The sequence below is a fragment of the Escherichia sp. E10V5 genome, from assembly GCF_004212315.1.
Classification (GTDB): Bacteria; Pseudomonadota; Gammaproteobacteria; order Enterobacterales; family Enterobacteriaceae; genus Escherichia.
The window spans coordinates 60,820-79,140 of sequence record NZ_RHJM01000013.1 but is presented as its reverse complement, the minus strand read 5'-3'; the positions used below and the strand labels follow the sequence as shown (position 1 = coordinate 79,140).

Below are 18,321 nucleotides of genomic sequence, written 5' to 3'. Positions count from 1 at the left end.
TCTTATCCGGCCTACGGATTGTGCGATTTGTTGATGTTGTTGGGTTTTGTACCTGATGCCGGATGCGATGCTGACGCATCTTATCCGACCTACGGATTGTGCAATTTGTTGATGTTGTTGGGTTTTGTACCTGATGCCGGATGCGATGCTGGCGCATCTTATCCGACTTACGGATTGTGCAATTCGTTGATGTTGTTGGGTTTTGTACCTGATGCCGGATGCGATATTGGCGCATCTTATCCGACTTACGGATTGTGCAATTCGTTGATGTTGTTGGGTTTTGTACCTGATGCCGGATGCGATGCTGACGCATCTTATCCGGCCTACGGATTGTGCGATTTGTTGATGTTGTTGGGTTTTGTACCTGGTGCCGGATGCGATGCTGGCGCATCTTATCCGGCTTACGGGGTGTGCAATTTGTTGGTTTTGTAGGCCGGATAAGGCGTTTACGCCGCATCCGGCAATCTGTTTTTATGCGGTAGCTTCATCCTCGGCTAACCGTATTTCGGCGTCGGCTACTATCGCCTCCAACTCACTCAACATCTCTTCATAGCCAAAACTTTTGGTAGCGCGGGTGGTTTCTTTTGCTGCAACGGACTTTACTGGCTGACGTTTCTTCGCCGATTTTTTACTCATCATCTTCTCCCTGTAAAAAAACTAGACAGGTAAATCTATCAGCAAAGCGCGCAGCGGGGAATCAGCAACGAGTGTAATGTTAGCCTCGTCACTAATAAATGCGCCATCACCGCAGGTCAGCACAGCTTTCTCTTCGTGATGCGTAATCGCATGAAATTGACCGTGGATCGATTGCAAATAAGCACGCGGACCGTGCAGTTGAAAGTTCGCGCTTTCTCCCTCGGCGAGCACAATATGATGCAGCCACACCTGCTGGCGCAGTTGCAGGCTACCTTTCGCGCCATCTGGCGAGGCGATTAATTGCTGCTTGTCCATATTCAGCGCCAGTTTTTGAATCAGCGGATTCTCCCGTTGCGGGCAGGCATCCAGCCAGAGCTGCATTCGCGTTAACGGTTTGTCCTTGCTGATATTATGTTCGCTATAACTCACGCCCGGCTGAGTAGAAAGCAATAAGGCTTCACCGGCGTGGGCCTGAACATGATTACCTTCGCTGTCCCGATACTCTGCTTCTCCGTCGAGAATCACATTCAAAATATCAACTTTTGGGTAGGTACGTGGCTGGAAGGCGGCCCCTGGAGCCAACACTTCCTGGTTAAGCACGCGCAGGGAGGCATAGCCTAACAATTTAGGGTCGAAGTAGTGTCCAAAGGAAAAAGTATACCGGGCCTGCAACCATCCGTAGTCTGCTTGTCCACACTGCCTGGCAGTTCGGGTAGTAATCATAATTCTTGACCTCTCTTTACTTCCTTTTATGGTAAGGGGCTGGACGCTACATTGTTAGCCAGATATTCTGCCCGGTATGTTCAAATTTCCTGAATGAGAACGAAATGGCCAAAGAAAGGGCATTAACGCTGGAAGCACTAAGGGTTATGGATGCGATCGATCGCCGTGGTAGTTTTGCGGCGGCGGCCGATGAGCTGGGACGCGTGCCTTCCGCGCTTAGCTACACCATGCAAAAACTGGAAGAAGAGCTCGATGTGGTGCTGTTTGACCGCTCGGGCCATCGCACCAAATTCACCAATGTCGGGCGGATGTTGTTGGAGCGAGGACGTGTTCTGCTGGAAGCCGCAGATAAACTGACCACCGATGCCGAAGCCCTCGCGCGTGGTTGGGAAACGCATCTCACCATTGTGACCGAGGCGCTGGTGCCCACACCTGCCTTTTTCCCGTTGATCGACAAACTGGCGGCTAAAGCCAATACCCAACTGGCAATCATCACCGAAGTGCTGGCGGGGGCGTGGGAGCGGCTGGAACAGGGGCGAGCAGATATTGTTATCGCGCCGGATATGCATTTTCGTTCCTCGTCGGAGATCAACTCTCGTAAGCTTTACACCTTGATGAACGTCTACGTGGCAGCACCTGATCACCCGATTCATCAGGAGCCGGAACCGCTTTCTGAAGTTACGCGCGTGAAATATCGCGGAATTGCAGTGGCAGATACTGCTCGTGAACGCCCGGTATTGACCGTACAGTTACTGGATAAACAACCTCGCCTGACGGTCAGCACCATTGAAGATAAACGTCAGGCATTGCTGGCAGGGCTTGGCGTCGCAACGATGCCGTACCCGATGGTAGAAAAAGATATCGCTGAAGGACGGTTGCGTGTAGTTAGTCCGGAATCGACCAGCGAAATCGATATTATTATGGCCTGGCGTCGCGACAGTATGGGAGAAGCAAAATCCTGGTGTCTGCGGGAAATTCCAAAGTTGTTCGCTGGAAAATAATCTATAAAGCACCTTTCACAAGGTGCTTCTGACTGCTGACAAACGCAAAACTGCCTGATGCGCTACGCTTATCAGGCCTACGCAGTTACTGCAACATATTGATTTTTTGCTATTTTGTAGGCTGGATAAGGCGTTTTCGCCGCATCCGGCATAAACAAAGCGCACTTTGTCAACAATCTGAAGCACCTTTCACAAGGTGCTTCATTATTATTCCTGTTCCAGTTTTGGATCAGGTCCAAACCGGTTTTCGCCTGGTGTCCCCGGCTGGCAGTTAAAGATGATGATAATCAGCCAACCGATAAACGGAATTAAGAACAGTAGCACCCACCATGCTGAACGGTCGGTGTCATGCAGGCGACGGAACTGTACTGCCCACCACGGCAAAAATACCAGAATGCCGTAGATAGTCGTCAGGATGCCTTCGCCACCGGCACGTTGCCAGCCCAGCATTTTATCCAGCAGCCCCAGCACGAGCGTAAAGATGATGTTGACCAGAATAAACATCCAGTACTCTTTGCGCCGTGCACGTCCCCGGAAACCGACATAATTTTTTAGTACTTTCAGATACCAGTCCATTTTTGCCTCAATTTTGCTCAATCACTTGTTTTTAAAGCAGCAAATTAAGAATAGACATGAATGAATTTGCAGTAAATATTATCTCGATGAATTAATAAGGCGCTGTGAAGGATAAGGGCAAGCGCAAAATCGCCAGATGCGCTACGCTTATCTGGCCTGGGCGGGTTCTGCAATATATTGAATATACAATGTTTTGTAGGTCAGATAAGGCGTTCCCGCCACATCCGACATGAACAACACGCACTTAGCCAACAACCAGAGGCACCACGAAGGGTGCCTTTGTTTAACCGAAGCGAACATCCCGCCCGTGCGGTTCATCGAGATCCTGCCACGGGCCAATCGAAATAATTCCTGTTGGGTTGATGGTCTTATGGCTGCGGAAGTAGTGATTACGGATATGGTCGAAATTGACGGTTTCAGCTATTCCCGGCATCTGATAGATATCGCGCAGGAAGCCATACAAATTCAGGTAATCGCTGATACGGTGCTTATCGCACTTGAAGTGGGTGACATACACCGGATCAAAACGAACCAGCGTGGTCCACAGGCGAATATCAGCTTCGGTTAACTGGTTACCCGTCAGGAAGCGATGCTGCCCTAATATCTGTTCCAGTCGCGCCAGCGATTCAAACACTTTCACCACCGCTTCGTCGTACGCTTCCTGGCTGGTGGCAAAACCAGCTTTATAGACGCCATTATTTACGGTGTCGTATATCCACCCGTTAAGTTCGTCAATTTTAGTTTGCAGAGCAGGGGGGTAATAATCACCCGCTTTTGCGCCCAGTGCGTCAAACGCGGTATTGAACATGCGGATGATTTCCGCTGATTCGTTGCTGACAATGGTGTGATTTTTTTTGTCCCACAGCACGGGGACAGTAACTCGTCCGCTGTAGTGTGGATCAGCGTGGAGATAAAGCTGGTACAGGAATTCATGTTGATAGAGCGTATCGCCGGTTGCACCCGGGAAACTGTCATCAAAGGTCCAGCCGTTTTCCAGCATCAGCGGGTTCACCACGGATACGGAAATAAACGGTTCCAGTCCTTTGAGTTTACGCATGATCAGCGTGCGGTGCGCCCACGGGCAGGCGAGTGAGACATAGAGATGATAACGATCTTTCTCTGCGGCAAATCCACCTTTGCCAGTGGGGCCTGGTGCGCCATCGGCAGTGAGCCAGTTACGAAATGCGGAAGCTGAACGTTGAAATTTACCGCCAGTGGATTTGGTGTCGTACCAGGTGTCATGCCAGACGCCGTCAATCAGTTGACCCATTTTTCTCTCCTCCAATAGCAAAAACGAGGAGCGTTTCTCCTCGTTTGAGACTGATGGCAAACGCAAAACTGCCTGATGCGCTATGCTTATCAGGCCTACGAGGTTCTTGCAATATATTGAATTTGCATGTTTTTGTAGGCAGGATAAGGCGTTCACGCCGCATCCGGCATGAACAACGCGTACTTTGTCAACAATCTGAAACGAGGAGTTTCCCCCTCGTTTTTTATCGTTAAGTATAGCGCGTGCTTACCACTTTTTATTCAGCAGACGGTCGATGCTATACGCGCCCGGTCCGGTAATCGCCAGCAGCAGGAATCCGCCAGAAATTGTCAGGTTTTTCATGAACATCAGCGAGTTGACGCCTTCAGCAAAGTTGCTGTGAAATAAAAACGCCGTCAACAGTGTAAAGCCAGCGGTAAACAGCGCGGTGGTGCGAGTCAGGAAACCGAACAGGATTGCCAAACCGCCACCGAACTCAAGCAGGATCACCAGCGGCAGCATAAAGCCCGGGACGCCCATTGCTTCCATGTATTGTTGAGTACCTGCATAACCGGTAATTTTCCCCCAACCTGCGCTAATGAACAGAATCGGCATTAAAATACGCGCTACCAGTACACCAACATCTTCTAATTTTTTCATCATACTCTCCACTGCGCCACTCAGGCTGCTGATTGTTTTTTTGTGCAAGGGCGCGGTATTAGCGTCATTGCTGTCGATGGAGAGAAGCATAAACGTAGTGAATGGTGATTGTTAGCAAGGAAAACTGTCAAAAATTTTCAAAAAATTTGAGGGATAAGGCCGGAATAGTTCCGGCCAGAGAGGAATTTAACCGCGAAGCTGTTGCTGATTGAGGGTGGTTTTAACCAGACGCCACGCACTCCAGACGCCAAAACCGCGCCTGGCCCAGCGGACCAGCATATTCGGATGGCGAATCGTCCAGATAGCCATCACGCTGCTGCCGACCAGCGCCCAGGAACGCAGGCTCAACAGCATATTCCAACGACGATCGTAGGCGCCTGTCGCCTCCAGCCAGTCACGCCGACTGGCGGAAAGATCCAACCGTTGCTGCTGGATCTGACGAAGCAGCTGTGCCTTACGTTGTTCACGTTCGACTTTACCGCTCACGGGATTCCTCCTCGAGAAGTTGTCGATCGTTTGCCAGTTCGTGACGCGTATGGCGCAGCAAGGTGGATTTGCGCGACTTGCGTAATGTCCAGATACCGCCGATGAGTGCCAGAAGCAGCAACACCACAGTGGTGGCAATCATTGCATTCAGGCGATATTGCGGATCAACTGCCCAGATAATCAGCACCATCAGGCTCATAAGACCAAATGCAGCGAAAAGCATCGTCAGGCCGAGCATCAGTAAAAGCTGAAAGATATTGGCTTTTTCTTCTTCCAGCTCAACCACCGCCAGCCGCAGACGCGTCTCCACCATTTCGACCATGATGGTGACAATTCGCTGCCCGATTCCCAGAACGCTTTTACCGGGCCCTTGCGCGTGATGAGTGTCCGCCATAATTAACGACGCGACAGCAGAACGCCCAGCACCACGCCGATGGCTGCGCCAATACCAACTCCCGCCCACGGATTTTCACGCACATACTCATCGGCACGCGCCGCCGCTTCGCGGGTTTGTTTAGCAATCGCATCACCGGTTTCACCCAGACGATAGCGACTCTGCTTCAGTGCCTGTTCCGCTTTGCTACGAATCTTACTCAGCTCTTCTTTTGACTTTTCGCCAGAGGAGCTAAGCACCTCTTCCAGCGTATCGGACAGGGATTTCAACTCAGCACGCAGGTGTTCCGTAGTGTGTTCTTTCGACATAGTTTTCTCCAGGTGAGTAAGTATTAACTATTGGGGATTAGTAGTCGCGCGCTTCCAGCTTTTTCAGCTCTTCCTGCGCTTCTGCCAGTTTCCGTTCGCGTTTAGCAATCTTATCGGCATCGCCTTTTTGTTTCGCCTCGGCTAAATCATGCTTGCGTTCTGCCACTTCATCTTTCTGCTTCGCGATTTTCTTTTGATGATCGGCACGCAACTGGTTATCTGAACAATTCGCCCGCACTTCACTAAGGGCTTTGTTCAGGCCGTTGATACGATTCTGGTTTTGATGTTTTTCGGCATAGCTGATCTCCTTAAGGATATTTTGCTCCTTTTCCTGACAAAGGGTAGTGGCATAACTACTGACACTAAGAGCAAAAAGAGAAACAGCTAAAGCGATGCGGTATTTCATTCTTGAACCTTCCATTGTGACTCGGACCCATTACAGAGGAACGATTGTCCAGACAACGAGGCGGTGGTATTAACCACCGCCTTATTAATCATAGACAGTAACGGTGAAATCACCAAAGTGAGTGATATGTTTCGGATAACAGGAAGTTATCCGAAGCGATGAGAATTGTCTCGCAGCCGGGTCAGCCATTGCATGGCCTGATTATTATCGTCCTGCTGCGCAATGATGTAGCCATGAGGCAATGTTCTATCGAGGACCGCTTTGGCGGCGGCGCTTTGATCGCTGGAATCAAACGTAATCAACAGAGTGTCATTCTTAGGGGTGATGCTTTTGAAAGGAATTCCATGAGCGTCAAGGTGATGCCAGATGGAAAAACCGTCCGGCATCGTCGTCCCTTGATGAATGGCGCGGATCGCCAGCGTGGATTCTTGTTGACGAACCGCAGACCAGGCCAGCAGCAGCGTGCCAGCCAGCAATATAGCAGCGCCGAACCAGGTTAGCTGGCGAAGCGACATGCGAGGTATTTGCATCCTTTACCCCCGATTTCCATATTTCTTTTTCCATAACACAACCAGAGAACCTGCCAGGCCGAACACCAGCAGTACCACCGGGAGCAGCATCAGGCATGACATCAGCTGGTCCTCATACTTCAAAAATACCGGCGTCTTGCCGAGCATGTAACCTAAGGTTGTCAGAATCAACACCCACAGCAGGCCACTCATCCAGTTGAAGAACTGAAAGCGGGCGTTATTCAGCCCTGACAGTCCGGCAATGGTCGGCAGTAATGTTCTGACAAATGCGATAAAGCGACCAATTAACAGCGCAGATAAACCGTGTTTATGAAAAAGATGGTGTGCGCGTTGGTGGTAGTGCGCAGGTAAATGGGATAGCCAGTTTTGTACGGTACGGGTGTTTCCCAGCCATCGCCCCTGTATGTAGCTGACCCAGCAACCGAGGCTGGCCGCAACAGTGAGCAGCATAATAGTCTGCGGGTAACCCATTGCGCCTTTGGCAATCAATACACCGACCAACACCAGCAAGCTGTCGCCTGGTAAAAAGGCCGCTGGAAGCAAGCCGTTTTCGAGGAACAAAATCACAAACAAGACAAAATACAACATGCCAATCATCGACGGATTGGCCAGGGTTTCAAAATCCTGCGCCCACAGGGCTTGCAGCAATTGGGTCAAAAGTTCCATTCATTATTCCTGGTGAATCGGTTAACGCCACGCCGGTTTTAAATGATGCACACCCGTCAGGTTATTGCTGTTGTTGTATATATTGCGGGTCGAGACACCAATACGGCCTGAACTATTCCCTGTTAAAACGTGAGATAAGAAAACATTTAATAGCATAAATTCAAATTGAATCTAATTGTAACAAAGGTCAACGTTGTTCGTTATCAAAATTACATGTCCGTGGAGTCTGATTTTGCTGATTGCAGAGGAGGGTGGCGAGAGGATTTACACAGGCTGACACTTTATACTTTTCGCTTACTGATAAAGCGAACAGGCGCGTTGCTGCGCCTGTCAGAAATGGGAGTTTATTTGCTGCTGTTGGCCACAGTATCCAGATGAACGACTGGATTCTCGGCGAACAAATAGCGGTCGGCATTGAACTCGAAATCGTCACTGGTTTCGTTAAACAACATAATTTTGGTATTTTCCAGATGCTGCCACATTGCAAGTTTGGCGGCATGAGGATCTTTGCGTATCAACGCTTTGAGGATCTGATCGTGGTCATCACACCAGTTATCGACGGTACGGGAATCAATGTGCTCGTGCAGCTTTTTCCAGTACGGGTTATGGCTACGCTGGGTCCACATTTTCTCTACGATGGCAGCCAGTGCAGAGTTCTGCGTCGCTAATGCGACCTGAATATGAAACTGCAAATCCCACTCGGAATCACGGAAGCATTGTTCGCCGCGCGCCTGCTCCTGGATGGCCATCAGTTTCATGATGTCCTGTTTCGTTACCTGGGTTGCAGCAAACTCGGCAATATTGCTTTCGATAAGTTGACGTGCCTGGAGCAGTTCAAACGGACCGTAATTGGCAAATTCCATATTCGCGTCCGCCGCCTGCTGATGGCGAGGCTGGTTGGAAACCACATGAATTCCCGAGCCTTTGCGTACTTCTACATAGCCCTCGACTTCAAGCATGATGATGGCTTCACGAACCACGGTGCGGCTGACGTTTTTTTCATCAGAAATAAAACGTTCGGCGGGCAGTTTATCACCCACCAGATAGACGCCCTGCTCGATGCGTTCTTTCAGGTCAGCGGCGAGCTGTTGGTACAAACGGCGTGGTTCAGTGATTTCCATATGCGCTCCAGGCATGATACGGCAGACTATATTTGTTATACCACTTTTGCGAGCTTAGCTCTACTCGCAGTGGTGAAAAAGCCGCCTGAGAAGGCGGCTTTGAAGGGAAACTAAAACTTACATTTAGCGTTAATGTTGCGGTGCGGGGTCGTTATGTGATTCCTGCGCTACCTCAATTGCCGGTTTGTTCTGCAACACGGTCCAGATAACCAGCGCACCTAACAGGTCGAACACCGCCAGTACTGCGAACAGCGGGCTGAAGCCGATGGTGTCAGCCAGTGCACCTACAACCAGCGCAAACAGCGTACTTGCCAGCCACGCAGACATCCCAGTCAGACCGTTTGCCGTTGCCACTTCGTTACGACCAAACACGTCAGAAGAGAGGGTAATCAGCGCGCCAGACAGTGCCTGGTGAGCAAAACCACCGATACACAGCAGCATAATCGCGACATACGGGTTGGTGAACAGACCGATCATACCTGGGCCAATCATCAGTACCGCACCCAGTGTTACCACCATCTTACGGGAAACAATCAGGTTCACACCAAACCAACGCTGGAACAGTGGCGGCAGGTAACCACCGAGGATACAACCAAGGTCAGCAAACAGCATTGGCATCCAGGCGAACATCGCGATCTCTTTCAGGTTAAAGCCGTAAACTTTAAACATGAACAGCGGGATCCACGCGTTGAAAGTACCCCAGGCCGGTTCAGCCAGGAAGCGCGGTAATGCGATACCCCAGAACTGACGGTTACGCAGGATCTGAGCAACGGACATTTTCTTCGCCGCGCCAACCTGGTGCTGGGCTTCCTGACCATTAATAATGTAGTCACGTTCTTCATCGGTCAGATGTTTCTGGTCGCGTGGATGTTTATAGAAAATCAGCCATGCCATCGCCCAGATAAAGCTCAACGCACCGGAGATAATAAATGCCATCTGCCAGCTGTGCATGACGATTGCCCATACCACCAGCGGCGGCGCAATCATCGCACCAATTGAGGAACCAACGTTAAAGTAACCTACTGCGATGGAGCGTTCTTTCGCCGGGAACCATTCAGAACTGGCTTTCAGACCTGCAGGGATCATCGCTGCTTCTGCCGCACCTACCGCACCACGGGCAATCGCCAGACCGCCCCAGCTACCAGCCAGTGCGGTTGCGCCACAGAATACCGCCCACAGCACGGCAAACATTGCGTAACCGATTTTCGTCCCCAGAACATCCAGTACATAACCCGCTACAGGTTGCATGACCGTATATGCAGCAGAATAGGCTGCGATGATGTAGGAATACTGTTGGGTGGAGATGTTTAACTCTTCCATCAGAGTTGGTGCAGCTGCCGCCACAGTGTTACGCGTCAGGTAACCGAGCACGGTGCCGAGCGTCACCAATGCGATCATGTACCAACGTAACCCTTTAATTTTACGCATGTAAAACCTCATCGTTTTGTTATATCCGCAATAAGCGCGGTCATCATCCTGCCTGGGGCAGAGGATGTTAGTTACGACCGGATGACCGAAAAAAAAACCGGTACACCCCGAACGCTGCCATGAAAGTTTCGTGCTAATTCGGCTTCCGTACCGGTCAACCCAATTCATCTAACAAATGAATGAATCGGCAATTTGCATTCCGTCGACTTATGATTCGCGACGGCAGAAAGATAACTTGTCATACAACTTTAAAAGGTGAGAGCCATCACAAATGTGGGAATATTTGTAGGGGCATTACTGGATGAGAGCGAAGCCAGAACTGGCGCGGCTTGCAGAGGGATTTACCACTTTGAGAGTAATTTTTTTAACTGCGTTTATTGATCTAACTCACGAAAATATCTTCGGGCTCTGGAAATTGGTGTGATAACTTTGTCAGCATCGCACCCTAAGCAAGCTAGCTCACTCGTTGAGAGGAAGACGATAATGACTCCGTTTATGACTGAAGATTTCCTGTTAGATACTGAATTTGCCCGCCGTCTGTATCACGACTACGCAAAAGACCAGCCGATTTTCGACTACCACTGCCATTTACCGCCGCAGCAAATCGCAGAAGACTATCGCTTTAAGAATCTGTATGACATCTGGCTGAAAGGCGACCACTACAAATGGCGTGCAATGCGTACCAATGGTGTTGCTGAGCGCCTGTGTACTGGTGATGCATCTGATCGTGAGAAGTTTGATGCCTGGGCGGCGACCGTTCCGCACACGATCGGTAACCCGTTATACCACTGGACGCACCTCGAACTGCGTCGTCCGTTTGGCATCACTGGCAAACTGCTGTCTCCGTCTACTGCAGATGAAATCTGGAACGAATGTAACGAACTGCTGGCGCAGGACAAATTCTCCGCGCGCGGCATCATGCAGCAGATGAACGTGAAAATGGTCGGCACTACCGACGACCCGATCGACTCTCTGGAACATCACGCAGAGATCGCCAAAGACGGCTCTTTCAACATCAAAGTGCTGCCGAGCTGGCGTCCGGATAAAGCCTTCAACATTGAACAGGCGACCTTTAACGACTACATGGCGAAGCTGGGTGAAGTTTCCGATACCGATATTCGTCGCTTTGCTGATCTGCAAACTGCTCTGACCAAACGTCTGGATCACTTTGCCGCTCACGGCTGTAAAGTGTCTGACCACGCGCTGGACGTGGTGATGTTTGCCGAAGCGAACGAAGCGGAACTGGATAGCATCCTGGCACGTCGTCTGGCAGGCGAAACCCTGAGTGAGCATGAAGTCGCACAGTTCAAAACTGCGGTGCTGGTATTCCTGGGCGCCGAATACGCACGTCGCGGCTGGGTACAGCAGTACCACATTGGCGCGCTGCGTAATAACAACCTGCGTCAGTTCAAACTGCTGGGGCCGGATGTTGGCTTTGACTCCATCAACGACCGTCCGATGGCGGAAGAACTGTCTAAGCTGCTGAGCAAACAGAACGAAGAAAACCTGCTGCCGAAAACCATTCTCTACTGCCTGAATCCGCGCGATAACGAAGTGCTGGGTACTATGATCGGTAACTTCCAGGGCGAAGGTATGCCAGGCAAAATGCAGTTCGGTTCCGGCTGGTGGTTTAACGATCAGAAAGACGGTATGGAACGTCAGATGACTCAACTGGCACAGCTCGGTCTGCTGAGCCGTTTTGTTGGGATGCTGACTGACAGCCGTAGCTTCCTGTCGTACACCCGTCACGAATACTTCCGCCGCATTCTGTGCCAGATGATTGGCCGCTGGGTGGAAGCGGGCGAAGCACCGGCGGACATCAACCTGCTGGGCGAGATGGTGAGAAATATTTGCTTTAACAATGCGCGTGACTACTTCGCCATTGAACTGAACTAAGGTCTGGGGTTGATATGCAATACATCAAGATCCATGCGCTGGATAACGTCGCGGTCGCGTTAGTGGATTTGGCGGAAGGCACTGAAATCAGTGTCGATAACCAGACCGTAACGCTGCGCCAGGATGTTGCTCGTGGACATAAATTTGCGTTAACAGATATCGAAAAAGGGGCCAACGTCATTAAATATGGCCTACCGATTGGTTATGCATTGGCGGATATTGCGGCGGGGGAACACGTTCACGCCCACAATACGCGCACGAATCTGAGCGATCTGGATCAGTATCGCTATCAACCTGATTTTCAGGATCTGCCTGCGCAAGCGGCAGATCGTGAAGTGCAGATCTATCGTCGCGCTAACGGTGATGTCGGGGTGCGTAACGAGTTGTGGATCCTGCCGACCGTGGGCTGCGTTAACGGCATCGCGCGACAGATCCAGAACCGTTTTTTGAAAGAGACGAACAACGCTGAAGGTACTGACGGTGTGTTCCTCTTCAGCCACACCTATGGCTGCTCGCAGCTGGGCGACGATCACATTAATACCCGCACCATGCTGCAAAACATGGTGCGTCATCCGAACGCAGGCGCCGTGTTGGTCATTGGTCTGGGCTGTGAAAACAACCAGGTTGATGCTTTCCGTGAAACGCTGGGCGATATCGATCCTGAACGCGTTCATTTCATGATCTGCCAACAGCAGGATGATGAGATTGAAGCCGGGATCGAGCATTTGCATCAGCTGTATAACGTCATGCGCAATGACAAGCGCGAGCCGGGTAAACTCAGCGAACTGAAGTTTGGTCTGGAGTGCGGCGGTTCTGACGGCCTTTCCGGTATTACTGCTAACCCAATGCTGGGGCGTTTCTCTGATTACGTCATCGCTAACGGCGGCACTACCGTGCTGACCGAAGTACCGGAGATGTTCGGTGCAGAGCAGTTACTGATGGACCATTGTCGCGATGAAGCGACGTTTGAAAAACTGGTCACTATGGTCAACGACTTCAAACAGTACTTTATTGCCCATGACCAGCCGATCTACGAAAACCCATCGCCGGGGAACAAAGCGGGTGGTATCACCACGCTGGAAGATAAATCACTCGGCTGTACGCAGAAAGCGGGCTCCAGCCAGGTGGTAGACGTGCTGCGCTACGGCGAACGTTTGAAAACACCAGGGCTGAACCTGTTAAGTGCACCGGGTAACGATGCCGTAGCGACCAGCGCCCTGGCGGGTGCGGGCTGCCACATGGTGCTGTTTAGTACCGGTCGCGGCACGCCGTACGGCGGATTTGTACCGACGGTGAAAATCGCTACCAACAGCGAACTGGCAGCGAAGAAAAAACACTGGATCGACTTTGACGCGGGTCAGCTGATCCACGGTAAAGCGATGCCGCAGTTGCTGGAAGAATTTATCGATACCATCGTTGAGTTTGCCAACGGTAAGCAAACCTGCAACGAGCGTAACGACTTCCGCGAACTGGCGATCTTTAAAAGCGGCGTAACGCTGTAAAGTCGAAATAAGTTGTGAATAAAAAACGGCGTTTCATAATATGAAGCGTCGTTTAAGATTGTTGATAAACGCATAATTGCCTGATGCGCTTCGCAATATAGTAAAGTTGCACGATCTTGTAGGCCGGATAAGGCGTTTACGCCGCATCCGGCAAGAAATGAGATGCACTTTGTCAGCAATCTAAAGCGGCGTTTCTAACTCGAAGCGCCGTTTGCTTTTCCATACCTGCTAAGGATTTATCATGACCGCGTATTGGCTGGCCCAGGGCGTGGGTGTCATCGCCTTTCTGATTGGTATTACAACATTCTTCAACCGCGATGAACGTCGCTTCAAAATTCAGCTTTCCATCTATAGCGTATTTATTGGCATACATTTTTTCCTGATGGGTGTCTTCCCGGCGGGGGCCAGCTCAATCCTCAATGCTATCCGTACGTTAATTACTCTGCGTACCCGTAGTTTATGGATAATGGCGATCTTCATCGTGCTGACGGGAGGAGTTGGTCTGGCGAAGTTCCATCATCCGATGGAGCTGCTGCCAGTCATTGGCACGATTGTCAGTACCTGGGCGCTATTTCGCTTTAAAGGACTGACCATGCGCTGCGTGATGTGGTTTTCTACTTGTTGTTGGTTAACTCACAACATTTGGGCCGGGTCGATTGGTGGCACGATGATTGAGGGTAGTTTTCTGCTAATGAATGGCCTGAACATCATTCGTTTCTGGCGTATGCAGAGAAGGGGAATTGATCCGTTTAAAGTGGAGAAAACCCCTTCCGCCGTAGACGAAAGGGGCTAAGCATTAGTTTCGCAGGGCGCTATTTGCCAGACGTGCATCTTCAGCCTGGCAAGCCGCTGCGGTGAACAGCACGTCAGTTGAAGAGTTCAGCGCGGTTTCGCAGGAGTCCTGCAACACGCCGATGATAAAGCCGACGGCAACCACCTGCATGGCAATATCGTTCGGAATACCGAACATATTACAGGCCAGCGGGATCAGCAGCAGAGAACCACCTGCCACGCCTGATGCACCACAGGCACAAAGTGATGCAACTACGCTCAACAGCAGCGCCGTGGGCAGATCCACCGGAATACCCAGCGTATGGACCGCAGCCAGCGTCAACACGGTAATGGTAATGGCTGCGCCTGCCATATTGATCGTCGCCCCTAGCGGAATAGAAACGGAATAGGTATCGCGGTCCAGATTTAGCTTTTCACACAACGCCATGTTTACCGGAATATTCGCCGCCGAGCTACGGGTGAAGAAGGCGTATACACCGCTTTCGCGCAGGCACAGCAGCACCAGCGGGAATGGGTTACGACGAATTTTCCACCATACCAGCAGCGGGTTAACCACCAGCGCCACCAGTAACATACAGCCAACCAGCACCACCAGCAGTTGCGCGTAGCCCCACAGGGTGGAGAAACCGGTGGTTGCCAGCGTTGAAGCTACCAGACCAAAAATACCGATTGGTGCGAAACGAATCACCAGTTTCACCATAAAGGTAACGGCATTCGACATATCGTTGACCAGGTTTTTGGTGGTTTCGTTACCGTGACGCAGAGCGAAACCAAGGCCAATGGCCCACACCAGAATCCCGATGTAGTTACCTTTCAGCAGGGCGTCGATGGGGTTGGAAACCATGCTCAACACCAGCCCGCGCATCACTTCCACAATGCCTGACGGCGGGGAAATATCGCTCGCGCTACTGGACAAATGCAGGGTCGAAGGGAAGGCGAAGCTGAAGACAACTGCAGCCAGCGCGGCAGAGAAAGTACCCAGCAGATAGAGGAACAGAATAGGGCGGATATTGGTTTTCTGCCCGTGCTGGTGGTTAGCGATGGAAGCCATTACCAGCATCAGCACCAGAATTGGCGCTACAGCTTTCAATGCACCGACGAACAAAGTGCCTAACAGACCGACAGCTTCAGCGGCCGGTTTTGAGATCCATGCCAGGAGAATCCCCAGAACAAGGCCGACCAGGATTTGTTTTACCAGGCTGCCCTGAGCCAGACGCCGGAATAGCCCCGGTGAACGTTGCGTAGTCATTTTTCGATCCTTTCGTTGTGTTGTCGCACATCCCTGGTGCGTTCTGTCGACGCATCTTTCAGGATGTAACAAAGTGTTTGCCAAGTCGAGTATAAGGAAAGTTACAGCTTCGGGAAGCGAAAAATGCTGGATTTTAAAGAGAGGTCATGTTTTGCAACTTAATGGTTACATTTGTTTGACATAAGCAGAGGGAAGGACTGGCTACTAAGGCTGATTAGATGACATATGGGCAAAACAATTTGGAATATGAGAACGGTTGCGCTCCTTTAATGTGCAATGCCATATAAAGTCACTGGCGCGGGGAGCGCGCAGGGGGCGGCCAATCGCTGCCGCCCCCTGCACCCGTGCGGTCTTTTTGTAAAGAGCTATAAGCCGATTACATAATTAGTAGCTCATCTTTGTCTGGAATGAGTTATCTCCAGTAATGGCTTAATATACAGCGAATCATTCTCCCCGCTGCTTATCATGCCGATAATTCACCCACGCGTTGATAATAAACGTCATCACCAGAATGCCAAACACCACGCCCAGCGAAACGGCGATCGGAATATGGTAGAAGTCGACAATCAGCATCTTGATACCGATAAACACCAGAATCACTGCCAGACCATATTTGAGCATCGAGAAACGCTCTGCTACGCCCGCCAGCAGGAAATACATCGCACGCAGGCCGAGGATCGCAAACAAGTTTGAGGTCAGCACAATAAACGGGTCGGTAGTCACGGCGAAGATAGCCGGAATGCTATCCACGGCGAAAATCACGTCGCTCAACTCCACCAGAATCAGCACCAGCATCAGCGGCGTGGCATACAACAAGCCATTCTTACGCACAAAAAAATGCTCGTTGTCGATGGTGTCGGTCATACGCAAATGACCGCGCAGCCAGCGCACCAGCGGCTTGTCGCCAATGCCTGATTCATCTTCATGGGCGAGCGCCATCTTCACACCGGTAAACAGCAGGAAGGCGCCGAAGATATACAGGATCCAGTCGAACTGAGAAATCAGCCAACTACCGGTGAAGATCATGATGGTACGCAGAACAATCGCCCCGAGTACGCCATATACCAGCACGCGCCGTTGTAACGCCGCCGGAACAGAGAAATAGCTGAACAACATCAGCCAGACAAAGACGTTATCGACCGCCAGCGATTTCTCAATCAGATAACCGGTGAGGAAGGCCAGTGCCTGCGGGTCCGCGACTTCGCGCCCCTGCGTCTGGACTAAATACCACCAGAAAGCGGCGTTAAACAGTAACGAAAGGGTCACCCACACCAGCGACCAGGCCGCAGCCTGTTTCATGGTCATGGCATGCGCGCCACGACGCCCCTGCAGTAACAGGTCGATAGCCAGCATAATGGCGACAACAACAGCGAATCCGCCCCATAGCAACGGCGTGCCGACAGTATTCATAGAAGTTCCTTACACATAAAAAAACGGCCAACGTCGGAAGACGTCAGCCGCTGCTTTTTATGCATAGACCTCGCCTTCCGGCAAGGTCTCACTTACAACAAAAAAGGAATACGTCTGCGTATTCCTTTCGGGTTGCCCGGTGACCGGATGTGTTTTTTCACACATCGTAATGACGATCGACCGGCAATGAAGTTACTCCCCTTTGCAGGTAACAAAGTATGACAGACCATTCATCCAGTCAATGGTCTGTTACATGCCTTTTACACTGCTTTACGGTAACCATTAGTGTTTTACGCTATCTGCCGGAAAAATCACCCCAGTCTGGCGGCGGATCTCGGTCAGCAGTTTGGCGGTGATGCGACTAACCGCCAGCCCCGGATGATTAATCAGATGCTCATCCACCAGTTCAGCAAACAGCTCTGCTTCGTAGAGCATGGTATTAATATGCTGTGGCTGAGTGAGATCCTGCATCTGGCTGCCGCGCGGCACAAAGCAGACTTTCTGGCATTCAGAGAGTTTTTCAATCACCAGCGATCCCGCTTCGCCCTGAATCTCGCTCGCCAGGACAGAATCACTGACTTTTGAGTGCTGCAACGTAACGCTGAAATCACCGTAATCCATCACCACCACGCCGTGGGCATCCACGCCGCTTGCCAGCAAACTGGCGGTTGCCTGCACGCTTTTCGGTTCACCAAATAACGCCACCGCCGACGCCAGGCAGTAAAAGCCGATATCCATAATTGAACCGTTAGAGAATGCCGGATTAAAGGTGTTGGGATTCTCACCATCCAGATAACGTTGATAACGCGAGGAATACTGGCAGTAGTTGAAAAAGACTTTCCGCAGTTTGCCGACTTTTGGCAGCGCCTGGCGTAACAGATGAAAGTTAGGCAGGCAGGCCGTTTTAAATGCTTCAAACAGCACCACCTGATTTTCCCGCGCACAGGCAATGGCGGCATCCACTTCCGCCAGATTCGACGCCAGCGGTTTCTCGCAAATCACATGAATTTTGTGGCTAAGGAAAAGCTGCGTCTGGGCAAAATGCAGGGCATTCGGGCTGGCAATATACACCGCGTCAATGGCATCGCTTTCCGCCATCGCTTCCAGCGACGTAAACAGATGCTCGACAGAAAACTCATTGGCGAAGTGCTGGGCCTGTTCAAGGCTGCGGGAATAGACGGCGGTTAACTTATATTTACCGCTCTCATGTGCGGCCTCCACGAACTGGTGAGTGATCCAGTTCGTACCAATCACAGCGAAACGTATCATAACGCGTGGATACTCCATA

General features: G+C 51.0%; 21 protein-coding genes. 5 read left to right on the top strand and 16 right to left on the bottom strand.

All coding sequences use genetic code 11. From position 1 onward, the window contains the following. Nucleotides 1-27: 27 nt before the first annotated feature. Nucleotides 28-432 carry a hypothetical protein gene (locus D9738_RS10380; protein WP_130260152.1) on the top strand — a complete coding sequence of 135 codons (405 nt, stop codon included), beginning with the start codon at nt 28-30 and terminating at the stop codon, nt 430-432. Between the two features lie 39 nt (nt 433-471). Here the strand turns inward: D9738_RS10380 and yhaL are convergent, their stop codons facing one another. Further along, complete coding sequence (gene yhaL / locus D9738_RS10375) at nt 472-636, bottom strand: protein YhaL (protein ID WP_130210466.1); 165 nt, start codon at nt 634-636, stop codon at nt 472-474. 21 nt (nt 637-657) lie between these two features. Further along, nucleotides 658-1,359, bottom strand: a complete 702-nt coding sequence (locus D9738_RS10370) for a pirin family protein (RefSeq protein WP_130260151.1) — start codon at nt 1,357-1,359, stop codon at nt 658-660. Nucleotides 1,360-1,463: 104 nt separating this feature from the next. On the opposite strand from D9738_RS10370, the gene yhaJ reads away from it, so the two are divergent. Beyond that, entirely contained in the window at nt 1,464-2,360 is an 897-nt protein-coding gene (yhaJ, locus tag D9738_RS10365) for a DNA-binding transcriptional regulator YhaJ (protein ID WP_001041008.1), read from the top strand. Nucleotides 2,361-2,567: 207 nt separating this feature from the next. Here yhaJ and D9738_RS10360 read toward each other — a convergent pair whose 3' ends face one another. From D9738_RS10360 to exuT, 11 genes are all read right to left on the bottom strand, one after another. Further along, on the bottom strand, nt 2,568-2,936 hold the full coding sequence (locus D9738_RS10360; RefSeq protein ID WP_130218283.1) for a DUF805 domain-containing protein: 369 nt from the start codon (nt 2,934-2,936) through the stop codon (nt 2,568-2,570). Between the two features lie 283 nt (nt 2,937-3,219). After that, nucleotides 3,220-4,206 carry a glutathionyl-hydroquinone reductase YqjG gene (gene yqjG / locus D9738_RS10355; RefSeq protein ID WP_130210378.1) on the bottom strand — a complete coding sequence of 329 codons (987 nt, stop codon included), beginning with the start codon at nt 4,204-4,206 and terminating at the stop codon, nt 3,220-3,222. A gap of 246 nt (nt 4,207-4,452) precedes the next feature. Then, nucleotides 4,453-4,845, bottom strand: a complete 393-nt coding sequence (locus tag D9738_RS10350) for a DoxX family protein (RefSeq protein WP_063100739.1) — start codon at nt 4,843-4,845, stop codon at nt 4,453-4,455. Between the two features lie 186 nt (nt 4,846-5,031). Then, nucleotides 5,032-5,331, bottom strand: coding sequence for a YqjK-like family protein (locus D9738_RS10345; protein ID WP_130210382.1), 300 nt, complete (start codon nt 5,329-5,331; stop codon nt 5,032-5,034). Continuing rightward, on the bottom strand, nt 5,321-5,725 hold the full coding sequence (locus D9738_RS10340; protein ID WP_130210384.1) for a phage holin family protein: 405 nt from the start codon (nt 5,723-5,725) through the stop codon (nt 5,321-5,323). The genes D9738_RS10345 and D9738_RS10340 overlap by 11 nt, the downstream gene beginning before the upstream one ends. 2 nt (nt 5,726-5,727) lie before the next feature. Then, nucleotides 5,728-6,033 carry a YqjD family protein gene (locus D9738_RS10335; protein ID WP_130210386.1) on the bottom strand — a complete coding sequence of 102 codons (306 nt, stop codon included), beginning with the start codon at nt 6,031-6,033 and terminating at the stop codon, nt 5,728-5,730. A gap of 37 nt (nt 6,034-6,070) precedes the next feature. Beyond that, the gene (gene yqjC / locus D9738_RS10330; protein ID WP_130210388.1) at nt 6,071-6,439 is read right to left on the bottom strand and encodes a DUF1090 family protein YqjC; all 369 of its coding nucleotides are present in this window, start codon (nt 6,437-6,439) and stop codon (nt 6,071-6,073) included. Nucleotides 6,440-6,585: 146 nt separating this feature from the next. Continuing rightward, nucleotides 6,586-6,969, bottom strand: coding sequence for an EnvZ/OmpR regulon moderator MzrA (mzrA, locus tag D9738_RS10325; RefSeq protein WP_130260150.1), 384 nt, complete (start codon nt 6,967-6,969; stop codon nt 6,586-6,588). 3 nt (nt 6,970-6,972) lie between these two features. Continuing rightward, nucleotides 6,973-7,635 (bottom strand): DedA family general envelope maintenance protein YqjA, encoded by a 663-nt coding sequence (yqjA, locus tag D9738_RS10320; RefSeq protein WP_064529586.1) that lies wholly within the window; start codon nt 7,633-7,635, stop codon nt 6,973-6,975. A gap of 344 nt (nt 7,636-7,979) precedes the next feature. Next, nucleotides 7,980-8,756 (bottom strand): transcriptional regulator ExuR, encoded by a 777-nt coding sequence (gene exuR / locus D9738_RS10315; protein WP_064529587.1) that lies wholly within the window; start codon nt 8,754-8,756, stop codon nt 7,980-7,982. A gap of 129 nt (nt 8,757-8,885) precedes the next feature. Then, nucleotides 8,886-10,184 (bottom strand): hexuronate transporter ExuT, encoded by a 1,299-nt coding sequence (gene exuT / locus D9738_RS10310; protein ID WP_130210392.1) that lies wholly within the window; start codon nt 10,182-10,184, stop codon nt 8,886-8,888. A gap of 483 nt (nt 10,185-10,667) precedes the next feature. On the opposite strand from exuT, the gene uxaC reads away from it, so the two are divergent. From uxaC to D9738_RS10295, 3 genes are all read left to right on the top strand, one after another. After that, a complete protein-coding gene (gene uxaC, locus D9738_RS10305; RefSeq protein WP_130210394.1) occupies nt 10,668-12,080 on the top strand; it encodes a glucuronate isomerase in 1,413 nt (470 codons plus the stop codon). Nucleotides 12,081-12,094: 14 nt separating this feature from the next. Continuing rightward, the gene (uxaA, locus tag D9738_RS10300) at nt 12,095-13,582 is read left to right on the top strand and encodes an altronate dehydratase (RefSeq protein WP_130210396.1); all 1,488 of its coding nucleotides are present in this window, start codon (nt 12,095-12,097) and stop codon (nt 13,580-13,582) included. A 241-nt stretch (nt 13,583-13,823) separates the two neighbouring features. Then, nucleotides 13,824-14,375, top strand: coding sequence for a YgjV family protein (locus tag D9738_RS10295; protein WP_130210398.1), 552 nt, complete (start codon nt 13,824-13,826; stop codon nt 14,373-14,375). A 3-nt stretch (nt 14,376-14,378) separates the two neighbouring features. Here D9738_RS10295 and sstT read toward each other — a convergent pair whose 3' ends face one another. The 3 genes from sstT to D9738_RS10280 form a co-directional block, all read right to left on the bottom strand. Then, nucleotides 14,379-15,623, bottom strand: a complete 1,245-nt coding sequence (gene sstT / locus D9738_RS10290) for a serine/threonine transporter SstT (protein ID WP_130210400.1) — start codon at nt 15,621-15,623, stop codon at nt 14,379-14,381. 444 nt (nt 15,624-16,067) lie between these two features. Beyond that, the gene (gene alx / locus D9738_RS10285) at nt 16,068-17,033 is read right to left on the bottom strand and encodes a TerC family membrane protein Alx (protein WP_001098819.1); all 966 of its coding nucleotides are present in this window, start codon (nt 17,031-17,033) and stop codon (nt 16,068-16,070) included. A gap of 282 nt (nt 17,034-17,315) precedes the next feature. Further along, nucleotides 17,316-18,302, bottom strand: coding sequence for a Gfo/Idh/MocA family oxidoreductase (locus D9738_RS10280; RefSeq protein WP_130260149.1), 987 nt, complete (start codon nt 18,300-18,302; stop codon nt 17,316-17,318). Nucleotides 18,303-18,321: the final 19 nt, after the last annotated feature.